Below are 16,296 nucleotides of genomic sequence, written 5' to 3'. Positions count from 1 at the left end.
TCCTTCCCTACGCTCAAGGTAGGCAAGGAGGCCTTCACGGACAGACGCGCTACTCCAGGACGCGCGCGAGGTGCGAAGAGCCGGCGGTACCGGGCAGCCGGTCGAAAGCCTCCGGATCGATGTACCCGACAGCACCCGTGCTCACGTCCCGCAGCATGTTGTACAGCCCCGCCGTCACCGCGCGGGTGAAACGCTCCCGGTGCTGCTGCCCGAGCGTCTGCGTCTGCCCGCGCACCTCGAACAGCACCGTCCCGGTCCCGTTCAAAGCGAACGAACACCGCGCCTGCCCCGGCAGATCCCGGTCCGGGGCGTGCGGATACCGCGCCCCGACGAAACCGCGCGACGTCATCCCGTTGAAAGCGCTGATCGCCAGCTGCCGCGATTCGTCCTTTGTGTACGCGTCGCGGTACTTCGCGTACTTCTGGCCGGGCTCGAAGAACTTGTCGGGCAGCGGCGGGTAGTCGATGCCGACGTCGAGCAGCCGGTCGCTGCCCTCCTGCCGGACGCAGGCGCCTTGATGGTGCAGGTCGACGTAGACGTCGGGCACCTTCCCCCGCAGAGCTGTCAGCTCCAGGTACACCGAACGCAGCGCCCGTGCCTCTGGCGTGATGAACCAGCCCGGCTGATCCGGCGCACCAGGGAAGTCCTCCGCGCGTGGGACGTAGTTCAGCTCGGGATTGAAGTCGCGGTTGACGTCGAATCCCGGCCGCTTGCGGTAGTCGTCGCCCTGGAGGACGTCGCTGAGGTAGTTCCACGCGGGCGGCCGGTCCTTCAGCTGCGGGAACTTCCGCTGCACCTCGGCCCACGACAGGTCGTTGCCGCGCCGGTCGAGTTCGGCGCCGTCCGGGTTCAGTTTCGGCACCGCGACGAAGGTGATGGTCTTCCGCAAGCGCTCGGCGTCCCGCGACTCCGACGTGCCGAGGTAGTCGAGGATGCGCAGCAGGGCGTCGGTGCCGGTCTTCTCGTTCCCGTGGATCTCGCTGGAGACCACGAAGACCTTCGGCCCGGTCCCGACGGTCGCCTGGTGGATCACCCGGCCGCGGTTCGACCGCCCGACCTCCTTGACCGCCACCCGCCCGTGGCTCACCCGTTCGAGCCTGCCGAGTTCCCGCACCATCTCGCGATAGTCGGTGAACTCGTTGATGGGCAGCTCTCGTGGCTCGTCGCTGCAGGGTGCCACCGGAGCCGCCACCGCCGCGGGTGCGCTCAAGAGTGGGAGCATCGCCAGCCCCGCCACCACGGGAACCAACCGTCTGGACAACGACATCGTGAACTCCCCACTGTCGAAGGTGCTCACAACGGAGCGAAACGGACCCCGATCGCGGATCCGGCGAAAGTTCCCGAAAACGAAACCGGGGCCGGTCCACGAACGTGGACCGGCCCCGGTGATCGCAAAGAACTACTTCACCGCGTCCAGGGCGTTGACGCGGCCGTGGCCGTAGTACGAGTTGTCCTTCGCCGGACCTTCACAGACCGGCGCCGCGGTCCCGCAGGGCACCGTGTCCGCCTGGTGCTCCAGCAGCCAGGTCAGCAGCCGCGGCGAAGCGTGGCGGTAGCGGGACGCCAGCAGAGCGGCGACACCGGCGGCGTGCGGGGACGCCATCGAGGTGCCGCACTTGGCGCCGTAGCCGCCGTTGAAGATGGTCGACAGCGGACAGCCGACACCCTCGCCGGTGGGCGGAAGCTGGGCGCGGTCGCCGCCGGGGGCGGTGACCGAAACGTCGTCACCGTAGTTGCTGTACGACGACTTCGTGCCCGCGTAGCCGATGGCCGAGACGTTGACGACACCGTCGATGGCCTTGGGCAGGATGCCGCAGCTCGTGTCGACCGGGTGCGGGCGGTTCGGGTCGGTGGTCTGCTTGTCCGGGTCGAAGCCGCTGTTGCCGGCGGCGGCGACGTTGAGCACGCCGCGGCCGGTCGAGTAGGTCACAGCGCGGCGGACGGCCTCGAACGCGGCCGCGTCGCCCGGCTCCTTGGAGCAGTAGAACATGCCCGGGTCGATGTAGTAGCTGTTGTTCGTGACCGGGAAGCGGTGCTTCGCCGCCCACATGAACCCGCACACCGCGGCCTCGGGGAGGATCAGGCCGTCGTCGTTCACGACCTTCACCGACGCCAGCTTGACGCCGGGCGCGACGCCCGTGAAGCCGCGTGCGGCGTCCTTGCCCGCGATCGTGCCGGCGACGTGCGTGCCGTGGTCGGAGTTCGTGGGCGCCCAGGCGGCGGGCGTGGTGTCGGGCGCGCCGCTGTTGCAGCCTGCCGACACCTTCGGGTCGAGGGCCGCCTTCAGCGCGGGGTGGGTGGGCTCGATGCCCGAGTCCAGCACGCCGACGGTCACCGAGCGGCTGCCGCCGGAGATCTTGTTCGCCTCGGGAGCCTGGATCGCCCGCATGTCCCACTGCTGGGCCGACAGGTCCTCTTCGACGGCGACGCTGGTGGTCTCTTCGTTCTCCTTGGTGTCGACCACGGCGGAGCGGGTCGAGCGGGTGGTGGCCGCCGGCGGGAACGCGACGTCACGGCCGCCCGAGTAGGCGCGGAAGACGCCGATCCTGGCCTGGAAGTCGGCGTTGCGCGAGGTCGCCACCGCGACCCCGATCTCCGGGTAGTACGCGACCTTCTCGCCGCACTTGGCGCGCAGCTCGTTGTCGACCTTGCGCTCCGGGGTGCGCGGGTCGTAGAGCACCACGTAGTTGAACGGGGCGCTCGCGGTGTCGCACTCGGGCGCGGGCGCGGCGCTCGCCGACGGGGCCGCGAACACGCTTCCCGCCGCCGCCGCGACGAGCGCGGGGACGAGCAGGCGTCTGATCCGGGACATTCCACCTCCATGATTCGGTGGAGTGAACCTAAGCGAGCCGGAGCCTGCCCGACACCGTCAAAAGGACGACAAACCCGATCAGGCGTCAGTCTTTTCCCCGTCCCGTGACTTGGCGCCACGAAGCGTGCGCAGACCGATGAGCCCGATGATGGTGCCGAGCACGAACGAGACCACCGTCAGCACCGCGTGCACGATGAAGTAGGCGGTGGGCGAGCCGTCCGCGGCCCAAGCGCGGTCGCTGTCCCAGAGGTTCTTGGCGAACGTGATCCAGATGATCCACGACCACACGCCGAAACCCAGCAGGAACATCGAAGTACCTCGCGAAATGCGCATGCCCCTGAGTATGCAGCGAGCCCGGCGACGCTACATTGCTCGGGTGCACAGCGCTATCTCCCGGTCGCTCCTGGTCCTCGTTTCCGGTGTGCTCGCCCTCGCGGTGACGCCGGTGGCCACAGCCGCCCCGAAGCCACCAGTCCAGGCGCAGCCGTGCGCGAACAAGGTCACGCCTCCCCCGCCCGTCGACACCTCCGAGAAGCCGCGCCCCGGCGAAGCCGCTCCGGCGCCGCTGCCGGTGCCGCCGGTTCCGGTGGGCGGCGACCGGATGGCCGAATGCGGGCTCGTGCTCCCGAAGCGCGCGCTGAACCCGCCCGAGGGGAACACCTCGGCGTCGTGGGTGCTGCAGGATCTCGACACCGGTGACGTCATCGCGGCGAAGGATCCACACGCCCGTCAGCGGCCCGCGTCGCTGATCAAGGTCCTGCTCGGGCTGGTCGTGGTCACCGAACTCCCGCCGGGCAGGATCGTCGTGCCGACCAAGGAGGACGCCGAGCAGGAGTGCACCTGCATGGGCATCGCCGCGGGCGGTCAGTACACAGTGGACCAGCTACTGCACGGACTGCTGATGCACTCGGGCAACGACGCGGCGCACGCGCTGTCCACCGTGCTCGGCGGCCTGGACGCGACACTCGCGAAGATGAACGCGCTGGCCACCCGCATCGGCGCCACGGACACCCGGGCCGCGACACCGTCCGGGCTCGACGGCCCCGGTATGTCGACCTCCGCCTACGACATGAGCCTGATCTTCCACTACGCGATGAAGAACCCCGAATTCGCCAACGTGGTCAAGACCAAGAGCTTCGAAGTCCCGGCCACCGCGGGAAAACCGGTCGTCACGATCTACAACGACAACAAGCTTCTCGGTAACTACCCCGGGTTCACCGGCGGGAAGACCGGCTTCACCGACGACGCGCGCCACACCTACGCCGGCAGCGCGGTCCGGAACGGTCACCGAGTCGGGGTCGTGATGCTGCGCGCCGAGCAGCGTCCGACCCGGGTCACCGAGCAGGCCGCGAAGCTCCTCGACTACGGCATCGCGCTGCGCGAGTCCAAGGCCGAATCGGTGGGGCGCATCGAATACCGGTCACCGGAAGCCGTGAACGCGGACCCGGCCACCGCCGCGCCGAACGCCGACGGCGCGTCGAACAGCGGAGCCGCGGCCGCGGCGGAAGACCCGTTCGGCGTGACGGGCTGGATCATCACGCTGGTCGTCTTCCTGATCATCGTGGCGTCGTTCGTCGTCGGCCACCAGCGCAAGAAGGCCATGGCCGGCGAATAACGTCAGGACCTGCGGCGGCCGAGCCAGCCCAGCAGCGCGCCGGTCGCGAAAGCCCCGCCGACGGCGCCGAGTCCCGGCCCCTGCTGAACGGTCACCCTCGGGTGGATCAGCACCGGGGCGGGCGGCTCGATGACCGTCTTCAGGTTCTCCTTCGCCGTCGCCGTCCACGCGGTGACGAACAGCAGGAACCGCGAAACGAGGTTCGCGAACACGAGCAGGCCGATCACCGGGCCGAACAACGTGAACGCCGGTGATTTCGTGACACTGCCGAGGTAAAGGGTCGCGGCCTGCTGGAGCACGATGAACCCGACCGCGGCGAAGATCGCGCCCTTGACGGCGCTGCGCAGCGCGACGTGCTCACGAGGCAGCCTCGCGATGACCCACAGGAAGACCAGGGTGTTCGCGAGCAGGCCGAGCACGATCGTCGCGACCTTCAACAGGAACACGGCCCAGCCCTGGTTCTCGAGGCCGACCAGTTCGAGCAGGAACCGCCCGACGCCGCTGCCCGCCGCGGTGAGGCCGAACGAGACCACCAGCGCGAGGCCGAGCCCCACCAGAGACAGCAGGTCTTTGATGGTCGTCGAAACCAGCGGGAGCTTCTGCTTTTCCTGGCCCCATTGAGCGGTCAGCGCGTCACGCAGGTTCGACATCCAGCCGATGCCCGAGTACAGGGCGAGCAGCAGACCGAACACCCCGATACCGCCGCCGGAATCCAGCGCCGCCTTGATGATGCTGCCGACGAGATCGCTCAGCCCTTCGGGGACGGACTTCTTGATGCCGTCGACGAGCTGGTTCGTCACCACCTGGTCGCCGGCGAGCACGATCTTGATGATCGCGAAGGCGACCATCAAGATCGGGATCACCGAAAGCACGCTGAAGTAGGTGATGGCGGCGGCATAGTGATTGCCGTAGCGCTCGGTGAAGGCGTCGTTCGCCCGGATGAGGTGATCGAGCCAGCCGTATTTCCGCCTCAGGCGCGGTAACAGCTTGTCCTGTTCCGGCTTCGCGCCGTCATCATTCGCCACCGTCAAACGCTAACCACACCGCGACGACATCGCAGCGCGAATCAGCCCGCCGGGGGAAGGAACCCGATGTTCTCGTAGACGTTCCGCAACGTCACCGAAGCGACTTCCCTGGCCCGCTGCGCACCGAGCGCCAAGGCCTTGTCGAGCTCGGCGACGTCATCCAGATAGGACTGGACACGTTCCTGCACCGGCGTCACCCAGTCGACGAAAGCCTCGGCGACACCCTTCTTCAGATCGCCGTAACCCTTGCCCTCGTACGAGTTCTCGAGTTCGGCGACCGGCTGATCGGTCAGCGCGGAGAGGATCGTCAGCAGGTTCGAAACGCCCGGCTTGTTCTCGGCGTCGAAGACGATCTCGCGGCCGGTGTCCGTGACCGCCGAGCGCACCTTCTTCGCCGACTTCTTCGGGTCTTCGAGCAGTTCGATGAGGCCGTTGCCGGTCGACGAGGACTTGCTCATCTTCGCGGTCGGGTCCTGCAGGTCGTAGATCTTCGCCGTGTCCTTGACGATATGGGGCTCCGGCACGGTGAACGTCTTGCCGTAGCGGTTGTTGAACCGCTGCGCGAGGTTGCGCGTCAGCTCCAGGTGCTGCCGCTGATCCTCGCCGACGGGGACCTCGTTCGCCTGGTACAGCAGGATGTCGGCGGCCTGCAGGACCGGGTACGTGAACAGGCCGACACTGGCGCGATCCGTGCCCTGCTTCGCGGCCTTGTCCTTGAACTGCGTCATCCGGCTCGCTTCGCCGAACCCCGTCTGGCACTCGAGCACCCAGCCCAGCTGGGCGTGCTCGGGCACGTGGCTCTGGACGAACAGCGCGCTACGGGCCGGATCGACGCCGAGCGCGAGCAACTGCGCGGCCGAGCGGCGGGTGCGGTCCAGCAGCACCTTCGGATCCTGCTCGACGGTGATCGCGTGCAGATCGACGACCATGTAGAAGGTGTCGTGGGTGTCCTGCAGCCGCACCCATTGCCGCAGCGCACCCAGGTAGTTGCCGAGGTGGAACGAGTCGGCAGTGGGCTGGATCCCGGAGAGCACGCGCGGGCGCTTCTGTTCGTCGGACACGCCCGGATTCTCTCAGGCCACGCCACGGCGGGTCACTCGGCCTCGCCCCGGCCGAACGGTCTAAACGGTTAAACGCCACATACTTCCGACGGTTCTGGCCAGAGTGCCCGATTCCTAGCGTTCATGGCACCGGATCTTCCGGCCACACCGAAGGAGAACCCAGATGAAGGCACGATCCCTACTGATGGGCTTGGCCATGGCGGCCGCGGCCGTCTTCTCGCTTTCCGGCGTCGCGGCTGCGGCCGAGCCCACCGGAGGCGTCCAGCCGAACATCGTCGGCGGCGGCAACGCGACCCAGGTCTACTCGTTCATGGTGTCCCAGCAGTCGAGCTCCGGCGGCCACCAGTGTGGTGGCTCACTGATCAGCTCGACCTGGGTGGTCACCGCGGCGCACTGTGGCACGCCGTACCAGGTGCGCGTCGGCACCACGAACCGCACCAGCGGCGGCACGGTCGCCCGCGTCGCCCAGCGCATCGCCCACCCGAGCGCCGACCTGGCGCTGCTGCGCCTCTCGACGGCGGTGTCGCAGGCGCCGGTCACGATCGCCGCTTCGTCCGGGGCCGTTGGCACCTCGACGCGGATCATCGGCTGGGGCCAGACCTGCCCCGTCCGCGGTGGTTGTGGCGCCCCGATCAACCTCCAGGAGCTGAACACCTCGATCGTCGCCGACACCCGGTGCAGCGGCATCAGGGCCGCCAGTGAGATCTGCACCAACAACCCCAACGGCAACTCGGGTGCCTGCTACGGCGACTCGGGCGGCCCGCAGGTGAAGCAGGTCAGCGGTGTCTGGCAGCTGGTCGGCGCCACCAGCCGCGCCGGGAACAACAGCAGCACCTGCGCGACCGGGCCGTCGATCTACGTGGACGTCCCCTACTTCCGCAGCTGGATCCGCACCAACTCCGGCGTCTGATCCGGTTCCCGCGTCGCCCCACCGCCCCCGGGGGCGACGCGGGCCCAGCCGGTTCAGCAAGGAACCGTGTGGAAGTTCGAAGAGCCGCTCCAGCAGCGCGACCGCCTTCAGGGAGTCGCACCGCTCGGGGCGGCTTCTTCCTGTCCGCCAGTAGCTCAAGGTCGCGACGCTGACCCGGACGCCCTCCAGGGCGAGCCGGTGCCGGATCCGGTCGAGGCCGAGGCCGCTGTCCGTGATCGCCCGGTCCAGGGCGCGGGGGAAGGGGTCACCGGGCCGGCTGCGACGCCGTGTCACCGTCATGGACCCGAGCGTGGCGATCAGCGCGCGGCTAAACAATCCGGGCGGGACTAGGTGTACCTACCCAAAAATCCGCCGACCTGCGTTTCGCGGGCTAAACGCGATCCGCCCGGCCGCGGGCACCGACCTGCGTTTCGCCCCCTAATCGCGATCCGGGCGCGCGTCGCGTTTAGCGGGCTAAACGCGATCCGGAGCCGGGAGGCGCAGGTCAGGGGCGCGGCTGGCGAGTGAGGGCATCGTCCGCGAGCACGGCCTCGGCCATCGCGGCGACGTGCGGGGCGGCGGGCTGGGGCGGGGTGGTGACCACGGGGGCGTCGGCGGCCGCGCGGGCCTTGCGGCGCTGGCGGAACACGCCGAAGGCCATCCCGACGACGCCGAGCGCGACGGCGATCAAGCCGACCGGGCCCAGAAGACCGAACGCCATCTCCGATCGCGACGTCATGTCCGCGGCCGATGCCGGTCCCGCGCCCGCGACGAGCAGCGCGACCGGGATCGCGACGACCGCCGCGGCCCTCGCCGCGGACAGGGTCGATCGCATCAGGAGATGAACTGGGTTCCGCACCGGAGTGCCTCCCGTGACGTGACTTTGCCGAACCGGAACGCTAACCCGAACGAGTGAGCATTTCCATGCTGCTGGTCAAAAAACTACCGAGCGTGTCAAGACCTGTGGGTTCTGATCAACTCGGGGCACGAGACTAGCCCCTCACAGGGGGGATGTTTCGAGCACCCCTCGTCTCAGAGTTGCCGTGGTCAAGATCGCTTTCTGACAAAACCGGACAGGGTTAGGCCATTCGACTGTCACACACGGCCGAACAGGCAGTATTCGACTTTCCCCGGTTGGTTTCTTGACCACAATGGTCTATACCTGTTGGCCATACCCTCTAAAAGGTATAGACCAATCTCCCTGCATGGTCCCCTCGTACGAAGGAGCCACCGATGTCTCTTCGACGTATTCTCGCGGCGGTCGCCGCCACCTTCGCCGCCACCACGGTCGCCGTGGTCGTCCCGGCCCAGTCCGCCTCCGCCGCGGACTGCGTGGCGCCGTGGAACGCGAGTTCGGTCTACTGGGGCGGCAACACCGCCTCCTACAACGGGCACAACTGGTCCGCGAAGTGGTGGACCCAGAACGAAACCCCCGGAACGGCGCAGGTCTGGGCCGATCAGGGCTCCTGCGGTGGCGGCACCACCAACCCGCCGAACCCGTCCGGCTTCGTGGTCAGCGAGGCCCAGTTCAACCAGATGTTCCCGAGCCGGAACCCCTTCTACACCTACAACGGCTTGGTCACCGCCCTGAGCGCGTACCCGGCCTTCGCGGGCACGGGCAGCGACACCGTGAAGAAGCAGGAAGCGGCGGCCTTCCTGGCGAACGTCAGCCACGAGACCGGCGGCCTCGTCCACATCGTCGAACAGAACGAGGCCAACTACCCGCACTACTGCGACACGAGCCAGTCCTACGGCTGCCCGGCGGGTAACGCCGCCTACTACGGCCGCGGCCCCATCCAGCTGAGCTGGAACTTCAACTACAAGGCCGCCGGCGACGCGCTGGGCCTGCCGCTGCTGACCAACCCGTGGCTGGTGCAGAACGACGCGGCGGTCGCCTGGAAGACCGGCATCTGGTACTGGATGACCCAGAACGGCCCCGGCACGATGACCCCGCACAACGCGATGGTCAACAGCCGCGGCTTCGGCGAGACCATCCGCAGCATCAACGGGAGCATCGAGTGCAACGGCGGCAACCCCGCCCAGGTGCAGAGCCGCGTGAACAAGTATCAGCAGTTCACCGGCATCCTCGGCGTGAGCCCGGGCGGCAACCTGTACTGCTGATCCATCCGAGGTCCTGAAGGGCCCTTCGCCGCATGTGACGCGGCGAAGGGCCCCTTCAGTGTTCGAGGGAAACCAGCAGCCGTCGCAGCGAAGCATCCAGGACGGCGAGGTCCTCGCCGAGCGGCGAAAGCAGCTTCGCGACGTTCGCCGCGTGCTCGGTCATCGCGGCATCGACGACTTCGAACCCGCGCTCGGTCAGCGTGACCCGGAAGCTGCGCCGGTCTTCGGGATCCAGGGCACGCTCGACCAGGCCCGCCGACTCGAGCCTGTCGATCCGGCTGGTCATCCCGGCCCTGGACATCATCAGCGTCGCCGAGAGCTCGGACGGGATCAGCGTGTACGGCTTCCCGGATCGCCTGAGCGCCGCGAGCACGTCGAACTCCCCCTGTTTCAGGCCGTGCTTCGCGAACACGGCTTCCACCATGGGAGTGGTCAGCATCGCGACGCGACCGAGGCGCCCGGCGACCCCGATCGCGGTCAAGTCCAGCTCCGGCCGTTCACGCCGCCACGCGCCGACGACCGCGTCGATCGCGTCCTTGTTCCGTTCTTCGCTCACGGAAGCAGTCTATTCGACAGAAGATAGTTTGACAGCGAACTATCAGCGATGGAACTATCGCAGGCATGACCGAGCGCATCGAAACCCGTGAACCCGTCCTCGTCCGCGCCGCCGAAGCCGAGACCGTCGGCGCGGCACCCACCCTTGTCACGCTGCTCGCCGACGTCTCGACCACAGGCGGAGCCATGAGCAGCGCGCGAACGCGGTTAGGTGTCGGCGCCGACGGAGCGGCGCCGCACTACCACACCGGCTCCTCCGAGATGTTCTTCATGCTCGGAGGAAAGCTGGAAGTCCTTGTGGGAGAAGAGATCGTCACTGTTTCCGAAGGCGACATGCTGGTCGTCCCGCCACTGACCACACACGCATTCCGCGCGGCCGTCGACTCGTCGGCGGACGTCCTGATCGTGTTCGTCCCCGGCGTGGAACGGTTCGGCTACTTCCGGCTGTTGGAGAAGGTCGGGCACGGCGAGGCGACCGTCCAGGATCTCTTGGACGGTCAGGAAAAGTTCGACAATCACTTCGTCGAGAGTCCGGTGTGGACGGAGAGCGCGAAGTCCCGTCAGTAACCGCGCGGTGGATACCCCGGCGGCGGATATCCCTGGGGCGGGTACCCGGGCTGCGGGTACTGCGGTGGCGGGTATTGCGGCGGCGGATACCCCTGATATTGCGGTGGGTACGGCTGCTGACCGTACTGCGGCGGAGGCGGGTACTGCTGCGGATAGCCGGGATTCTGCGGCGGATACGGCTGATGCGGGTACTGGGGCTGCTGCGGGGGTGGCGACGCGGCGAGCTGACCACCGCCGAGGTGGAACGGTAGCTGTGCCACCAGCTGCGCGAGACGCCCCAGTGTCGAGAGAACGTCATCCGGTTTGGTCCGGCCGAAGGTCGGATTCTCGACGTACACCAGTTCCGCGCCCGCCAGCGACCAGGTGTGCAGCTTCAAGGACCGCATGGTGGCGGCGACCTGCGGCGTGAGCACGCCGACCGCGACGTTCGGGTCGGTGTCGATCAGCTTGTACCAGCGGTTGAACTTCCGGTCCGCGGTGGCGGGCTCCGGGTATTGCTCGACGTCCCAGGCGGATTCGATGCTCGACACGATCTGGAAGTTCGGCATCGGCGCGGGCAGGCTGACGACCCAGACCGTGTCGATCGAAATCGTGTCGAGCTCGTTGACCTTCTTGTTGGTCCACCGCGTGTGCACGCTCGTGACCGTCGGGCGGCGGTGGTAGTCGAAGACGCTGAACCGCAGCCCTTGATACGTGCCGCTCAGCGCACCGAACGCCATCCGCTTGTCACCGCGCTGGTTGAACGGCAGCACCGTCCACCGTTCCAGCATGTTCGGCGCGTCCGGGCTGAACTCCCAGCCGTACTGGCCGGACATCGCGTAGCGCTCGGCGTTCGTCGCCTCGATACGCCTGGCTTCGTTCGTCTCCATGACCGGACCGGGCTATCCGGAGTACGTCGCCGTCACCGGCGCGTGGTCGGACCAGCGCTGGTCGTAGGACTCGGCGCGCTCGACCACGACGGAGGTGCACCGCTCGGCCAGGCCGGGGGTGGCGATCTGGCAGTCGATGCGCCAGCCGGTGTCGTTGTCGAACGCCTTCCCGCGGTACGACCACCAGGTGTACGGGCCGGGGCCTTCCGGGTCCAGCTTGCGCTGCACGTCGACATAGCCGGCCTCGCTGAACACACGGCCGAGCCACTCCCGCTCCTCCGGCAGGAAGCCCGAACTCTTCTGGTTCCCTCGCCAGTTCTTCAGGTCGATCTTGTCGTAGGCGATGTTCCAGTCGCCCACGACGACGACCTCGCGGCCGCCGGCCTCGGCCTTGGCGCGCAGGTCGACGAGGTACGGCAGGAACGCCGCCATGAAGCGCTCCTTTTCGTCCTGACGCGGCGTCCCGACGTCGCCGCTGGGCAGGTACAGGCTCGCGACCACGACGTTCGGCAGGTGGATCTCGGCGTAGCGGCCGCTGTCCTCGAACTCGGGCTCGCCGAAACCGATGCGGACCTCTTCCGGCTCCGCCCGGCTGAAGAGCATGACGCCGTTGCGCCCCTTCTGCGCCGATGGCGCGTGCACCACGTGCCAGCCTTCGGGCGCGGCGGCACCGGCCGGCAGCTCCTTGAGCTCGGCCCGGACCTCCTGGCAGGCGACGACATCGGCCTTCGTCGAGCCCAGCCACTCGACGAAGCCTTTTTTCGCGGCGGCACGGAGGCCGTTGACATTCACAGTGGAGACGGTCAGCACCCGTCGCACGCTACCCGGGGGGTCCGACAGAATCGGCACTGGGAGACTGCGCGCATGAGCGAGCTGACCGTGCTGGGCAGCTGCGGCGTCTGGCCGGAACCGGGCCGGGCCTGCGCCGGCTTCCTCCTGGTGCACGAGGGTTTCAAAGTCGTGCTCGACCTCGGCTACGGCGCCGCGTCACGACTGTTCGAACACTGCCCGGGCGGACGGGTCGACGCCGTGGTGGTGACGCACGAGCATCCCGATCACTGCGCCGACGTGAGCGCGCTCGGCCGGGCCCGCGCCTACGGCCTGCCGGACGAGCCACGGGTCCCGCTGCACTGCACTCCGGGCACGGTGCGCCGGCTCGAAGCGCTGGAGCCGCGACCGCATCCCACGACGATCTTCGACGTGCGCGAACTCGGTCCGCCGCGCGAGGTCGGCCCGTTCCGGATGACGACGTTCCTGCTTCCGCACCACGTGCCGAACTACGGCGTCCGCCTGGCCGCGCCTGGGCTCACCGTCGCCTACACCGGCGACAGCGGACCCAGCCCGATCCTCGCGGAACTGGCGCGCGACGCCGACCTCCTCATCGCCGACGCCACGCTTCAGGGCCCTTCGCCCGACGAGACGCCGCGTCTGGTGTCGACGGCGGGCGAAGTGGGGTACTGGGCCGAGCGCGGCGGTGCCCGGCGGTTGCTGCTGACCCACTTCTGGCCCGGGTCCGACCGCGCGATCTCGGTGGCCGAAGCACGAGAAGTGTTCAGCGGCGAGGTGCTGGCGGCCGAGGAAGGCGCCCACCTGCGTTTCGCGGGCTAAACGCGAAGCCGCAGGTCACGGGCCGCATTTCGCGCCTTCGACCGGGGGCGCGAACTCGGCGGAGACCCACTTGCCCTCGGCGATCTTGCGGAAGCCGTTCTCGACCACCGGCTGCGCGTCGATCTTCGTGTCCTTGACGTACTTGCCGACGATCTTCTGCCCGCCGGGGGCGTCGCGCGCGTTGAGCACGTCGGCCGTCACGACGACCTGGCAACCGGTCGGGCTCGAAGCGCTCGACTCCCTGTCCTGTCCCGAGATGGCGACGACGACGATCAGCGCCAGTCCGCCGCCGATGAACAACATCGGTTTCGAGATGGCCATGGTGGTCACTCCTCGAACAAGGGAATCGTTTTCTGTCCGGTCCAGAGTGGCAGAAGCCGGGGCGGGCGCCCAGATCCCGGATTGCCAACCACCCGGAGGCGCCAACCGGACCGCCCCCGTGCTACCGACCGTCACAACGCCAAAGGCCCCCTTCCACGAGGGAAGGGGGCCTTCAGGCGCTTATGCGACTCAGCCCTGGGCGATCTTCTTGGCCAGGTTGGCGTCCAGCGTCGCGAGGAACTCCTCGGTGGTCTGGAACGCCTGGTCCTTGCTGATCAGCAGCGCGAGGTCCTTGGTCATCTTGCCGCTCTCGACGGTCTCGATGACGACCTGCTCCAGCTTGTTCGCGAAACCGATCAGCTCCGGGTTCGAGTCCAGCTTGCCGCGGTGCTCGAGGCCACGGGTCCACGCGAAGATGGACGCGATCGGGTTGGTCGAGGTCGGCTTGCCCTGCTGGTGCTGGCGGTAGTGCCGGGTCACCGTGCCGTGCGCCGCCTCGGCCTCGACGGTCTTGCCGTCCGGGGTGCGCAGCACCGAGGTCATCAGGCCCAGCGAGCCGAAGCCCTGCGCGACCGTGTCGGACTGCACGTCACCGTCGTAGTTCTTGCAGGCCCAGACGTAGCCGCCCTCCCACTTCATCGCCGCGGCGACCATGTCGTCGATCAGGCGGTGCTCGTAGGTGATGCCCTTGGCGTCGAAGTCGGCCTTGAACTCGGCCTGGTAGATCTCCTCGAACACGTCCTTGAACATGCCGTCGTAGGCCTTCAGGATGGTGTTCTTGGTCGACATGTAGACCGGGTACTCGCGGTCGAGACCGTACTGCAGCGAGGCGCGCGCGAAGTCCTCGATGGACTTGCGGAAGTTGAACATCCCCATGGCGACGCCGCCGCCCTCGGGGTACTGCGCGACCTGGAACTCCATCGGCTCGGAACCGTCGGCCGGGGTGTAGGTCATGGTCAGCGTGCCGGGACCGGGCACCTTGAAGTTGGTCGCCTTGTACTGGTCACCGTGCGCGTGACGGCCGATGATGATCGGCTTGGTCCAGCCCGGTACCAGGCGCGGGATGTTCTGGATGACGATCGGCTCGCGGAAGATCACGCCGCCGAGGATGTTGCGGATCGTGCCGTTGGGCGAGAGCCACATCTTCTTCAGGCCGAACTCTTCGACGCGCGCCTCGTCCGGCGTGATCGTGGCGCACTTGACGCCGACGCCGTGCTTCTTGATCGCGTTGGCGGAGTCGATGGTGATCTGGTCGTCGGTGCGGTCCCGCTCCTCGATGCCCAGGTCGTAGTACTCCAGGTTCACGTCCAGGTACGGGTGGATCAGCCTGTCCTTGATGAACTGCCAAATGATGCGGGTCATCTCATCACCGTCGAGCTCGACGACGGTGCCCTGGACCTTGATCTTGGCCATGAGCAGCGGTGCTCCTTCCGCGGATCTTCGCGTTCTACTTCAGTCTCTCCGGTAGCGGTACAAGCGTACTGCTTAACGGTGCTGGATGGTTCCAGTAGTGGTCGGTATCAAGTCTCCACGAGGCAGATGTGTCCGACGTCACCCGGTCGTACGACGGCCATCCAGCCGTCACGGGAACGACGGCGACCGCGTCATCATCGAACAACACACTCCTCCGCCGGCCCACCGGAAAGGGCGATCCCATGTCGACCAACCCCTACGCCGTGCAGCCGCACGAGCAGCCGGAGCCCTACGTCCAGCCTAGGCAAAGCGGCCGCGCGGTGCCCCGGGTGCTCAGCGGGCTCGGCGGCGTCCTGCTCACACCGGTCGCGCTCGGCCTGACCATCTACGGCGGCTCTCTGCTCCAGCGGGGTTTCTCGCGCTCCTTGTCCGTCAGCGAGGACCCGCTCGGCATCGTCCTCCTGCTCCTGGGCGGACTGCTCCTGCTCGGCGTCGCGTTCCTCGGGGCGCTGTCCGGGCTCGGGCCGGTGCTGGGCGGGCTGGTGTGGGGCGTGCTGCCGGGCGTGGCGTTCTTCCTGAGCCCGCGCGACGTCATGAGCCTCACCTACGACGTCGGCGGAAGGGGGCTTGGCGTCGGCCTGGTGACCTGGCTGGTGATGGGCGCGCTGGTCGGGAGCGGTTTCCTCCTGATCGGGGCCGGTCTGGTCGGCACTCTCTCCCGGCGCCGCTCAAATCGCGTTTAGCGGGCTAAACGCGCTCCGGGGAGATCGAAGTGAACCGGAGGGGGCCGGCGTCCGTAGTCCGGTGCAGGGAGGTGACCCGCCCATGTCATCGCACCGGTACGCCGCGGAGTACGACGACGAGGACTACCAGGAGTACGGGGAGTACGAGCAACCCAAAGATCCGCGAAGGCCGTACGAGGACGTCGAGTCGTACGAACCGTACGAGCCCTTCGACGACGACCTGAGCCCCGAAGACACACGCGCCGGTCGAGGCGTGCGTCGCGTCCTCAGCGGCGCGGGCGGCCTGATCCTGACGCCGGTCGCCCTTGGCCTGCTGGCCTGGGGCGGCTTGCGGCAGCAGATGCTCGTCCAGGCGACGCTCAGCACCCAGCGCGACGTCCTCAGCATCGGCCTCCTCGTGGGCGGCGGGATCCTGTTGCTGTCGGTCGGGCTGCTCGGCGCGCTCTCGGCGACCGGCCCGATCCTCGGCGGCCTCGTCTGGGGTGTCGCCCCCGGCGTGGCCACGATCGCGGTCCCGGAATGGGGCTTCCGGCTGGTGAAGTACCTGCCGCAGAACGACGTCACCTACGGCGTCACGAGCTGGTTGTTCATCGGCGGACTGCTCGCGACGGGGTTCCTCCTGATCGGCGCGGGCCTCGCGTCGAGACTCGCCCGGCGGCGCCGTTGAGCGTGCTGG

General features: G+C 68.0%; 18 protein-coding genes. 7 read left to right on the top strand and 11 right to left on the bottom strand.

Annotation, left to right across the window (positions count from 1 at the left end; all coding sequences use genetic code 11):
* Positions 1 to 49: 49 nt before the first annotated feature.
* The 3 genes from ACZ3HL_RS21210 to ACZ3HL_RS21200 form a co-directional block, all read right to left on the bottom strand.
* Entirely contained in the window at positions 50 to 1,267 is a 1,218-nt protein-coding gene (locus tag ACZ3HL_RS21210) for a M14 family zinc carboxypeptidase (RefSeq protein WP_465532985.1), read from the bottom strand.
* A gap of 132 nt (positions 1,268 to 1,399) precedes the next feature.
* A complete protein-coding gene (locus ACZ3HL_RS21205) occupies positions 1,400 to 2,812 on the bottom strand; it encodes a S8 family peptidase (protein WP_465532983.1) in 1,413 nt (470 codons plus the stop codon).
* 78 nt (positions 2,813 to 2,890) lie between these two features.
* Complete coding sequence (locus ACZ3HL_RS21200; protein WP_465415087.1) at positions 2,891 to 3,145, bottom strand: SCO4848 family membrane protein; 255 nt, start codon at positions 3,143 to 3,145, stop codon at positions 2,891 to 2,893.
* Positions 3,146 to 3,188: 43 nt separating this feature from the next.
* Between ACZ3HL_RS21200 and ACZ3HL_RS21195 the strand changes: the two genes are divergently transcribed.
* Positions 3,189 to 4,427 carry a D-alanyl-D-alanine carboxypeptidase family protein gene (locus ACZ3HL_RS21195; protein ID WP_465532981.1) on the top strand — a complete coding sequence of 413 codons (1,239 nt, stop codon included), beginning with the start codon at positions 3,189 to 3,191 and terminating at the stop codon, positions 4,425 to 4,427.
* Between the two features lie 2 nt (positions 4,428 to 4,429).
* Here ACZ3HL_RS21195 and ACZ3HL_RS21190 read toward each other — a convergent pair whose 3' ends face one another.
* Together ACZ3HL_RS21190 and trpS are read right to left on the bottom strand one after the other, a co-directional pair.
* The gene (locus tag ACZ3HL_RS21190; protein WP_465415091.1) at positions 4,430 to 5,458 is read right to left on the bottom strand and encodes a YhjD/YihY/BrkB family envelope integrity protein; all 1,029 of its coding nucleotides are present in this window, start codon (positions 5,456 to 5,458) and stop codon (positions 4,430 to 4,432) included.
* Between the two features lie 35 nt (positions 5,459 to 5,493).
* Positions 5,494 to 6,513, bottom strand: coding sequence for a tryptophan--tRNA ligase (trpS, locus tag ACZ3HL_RS21185; RefSeq protein WP_034304577.1), 1,020 nt, complete (start codon positions 6,511 to 6,513; stop codon positions 5,494 to 5,496).
* Between the two features lie 163 nt (positions 6,514 to 6,676).
* On the opposite strand from trpS, the gene ACZ3HL_RS21180 reads away from it, so the two are divergent.
* Positions 6,677 to 7,423: a S1 family peptidase gene (locus ACZ3HL_RS21180; RefSeq protein ID WP_465415095.1), complete on the top strand. Its 747-nt coding sequence runs from the start codon at positions 6,677 to 6,679 to the stop codon at positions 7,421 to 7,423.
* A 505-nt stretch (positions 7,424 to 7,928) separates the two neighbouring features.
* Here ACZ3HL_RS21180 and ACZ3HL_RS21175 read toward each other — a convergent pair.
* Positions 7,929 to 8,258, bottom strand: coding sequence for a hypothetical protein (locus ACZ3HL_RS21175; RefSeq protein WP_465532979.1), 330 nt, complete (start codon positions 8,256 to 8,258; stop codon positions 7,929 to 7,931).
* Positions 8,259 to 8,656: 398 nt separating this feature from the next.
* Here ACZ3HL_RS21175 and ACZ3HL_RS21170 point away from each other — a divergent pair, with 398 nt between their 5' ends.
* Complete coding sequence (locus tag ACZ3HL_RS21170) at positions 8,657 to 9,544, top strand: glycoside hydrolase family 19 protein (protein ID WP_465532977.1); 888 nt, start codon at positions 8,657 to 8,659, stop codon at positions 9,542 to 9,544.
* 55 nt (positions 9,545 to 9,599) lie between these two features.
* Here the strand turns inward: ACZ3HL_RS21170 and ACZ3HL_RS21165 are convergent, their stop codons facing one another.
* Entirely contained in the window at positions 9,600 to 10,100 is a 501-nt protein-coding gene (locus ACZ3HL_RS21165) for a MarR family winged helix-turn-helix transcriptional regulator (protein WP_465532975.1), read from the bottom strand.
* Positions 10,101 to 10,165: 65 nt separating this feature from the next.
* Between ACZ3HL_RS21165 and ACZ3HL_RS21160 the strand changes: the two genes are divergently transcribed.
* A complete protein-coding gene (locus ACZ3HL_RS21160; protein WP_465415102.1) occupies positions 10,166 to 10,666 on the top strand; it encodes a cupin domain-containing protein in 501 nt (166 codons plus the stop codon).
* On the opposite strand, the gene ACZ3HL_RS21155 is transcribed toward ACZ3HL_RS21160, so the two are convergent.
* Positions 10,660 to 11,535, bottom strand: coding sequence for a hypothetical protein (locus ACZ3HL_RS21155; protein ID WP_465532973.1), 876 nt, complete (start codon positions 11,533 to 11,535; stop codon positions 10,660 to 10,662). The genes ACZ3HL_RS21160 and ACZ3HL_RS21155 overlap by 7 nt on opposite strands.
* A gap of 12 nt (positions 11,536 to 11,547) precedes the next feature.
* On the bottom strand, positions 11,548 to 12,354 hold the full coding sequence (locus ACZ3HL_RS21150) for an exodeoxyribonuclease III (protein ID WP_465415106.1): 807 nt from the start codon (positions 12,352 to 12,354) through the stop codon (positions 11,548 to 11,550).
* 45 nt (positions 12,355 to 12,399) lie between these two features.
* On the opposite strand from ACZ3HL_RS21150, the gene ACZ3HL_RS21145 reads away from it, so the two are divergent.
* Positions 12,400 to 13,143, top strand: a complete 744-nt coding sequence (locus ACZ3HL_RS21145; RefSeq protein ID WP_465532971.1) for an MBL fold metallo-hydrolase — start codon at positions 12,400 to 12,402, stop codon at positions 13,141 to 13,143.
* 15 nt (positions 13,144 to 13,158) lie between these two features.
* Here ACZ3HL_RS21145 and ACZ3HL_RS21140 read toward each other — a convergent pair whose 3' ends face one another.
* Positions 13,159 to 13,464 carry an SH3 domain-containing protein gene (locus tag ACZ3HL_RS21140; RefSeq protein ID WP_465415110.1) on the bottom strand — a complete coding sequence of 102 codons (306 nt, stop codon included), beginning with the start codon at positions 13,462 to 13,464 and terminating at the stop codon, positions 13,159 to 13,161.
* A gap of 189 nt (positions 13,465 to 13,653) precedes the next feature.
* Positions 13,654 to 14,877, bottom strand: a complete 1,224-nt coding sequence (locus tag ACZ3HL_RS21135) for an NADP-dependent isocitrate dehydrogenase (protein WP_465367525.1) — start codon at positions 14,875 to 14,877, stop codon at positions 13,654 to 13,656.
* 242 nt (positions 14,878 to 15,119) lie between these two features.
* Here ACZ3HL_RS21135 and ACZ3HL_RS21130 point away from each other — a divergent pair, with 242 nt between their 5' ends.
* Entirely contained in the window at positions 15,120 to 15,620 is a 501-nt protein-coding gene (locus tag ACZ3HL_RS21130) for a hypothetical protein (protein WP_465532969.1), read from the top strand.
* A gap of 82 nt (positions 15,621 to 15,702) precedes the next feature.
* The gene (locus ACZ3HL_RS21125) at positions 15,703 to 16,287 is read left to right on the top strand and encodes a hypothetical protein (RefSeq protein WP_465532967.1); all 585 of its coding nucleotides are present in this window, start codon (positions 15,703 to 15,705) and stop codon (positions 16,285 to 16,287) included.
* The last annotated feature ends 9 nt before the right edge of the window (positions 16,288 to 16,296 follow it).

This window comes from Amycolatopsis sp. NPDC000009 (assembly GCF_055563465.1).
This window is presented reverse-complemented; position numbering and strand designations above follow the sequence as displayed.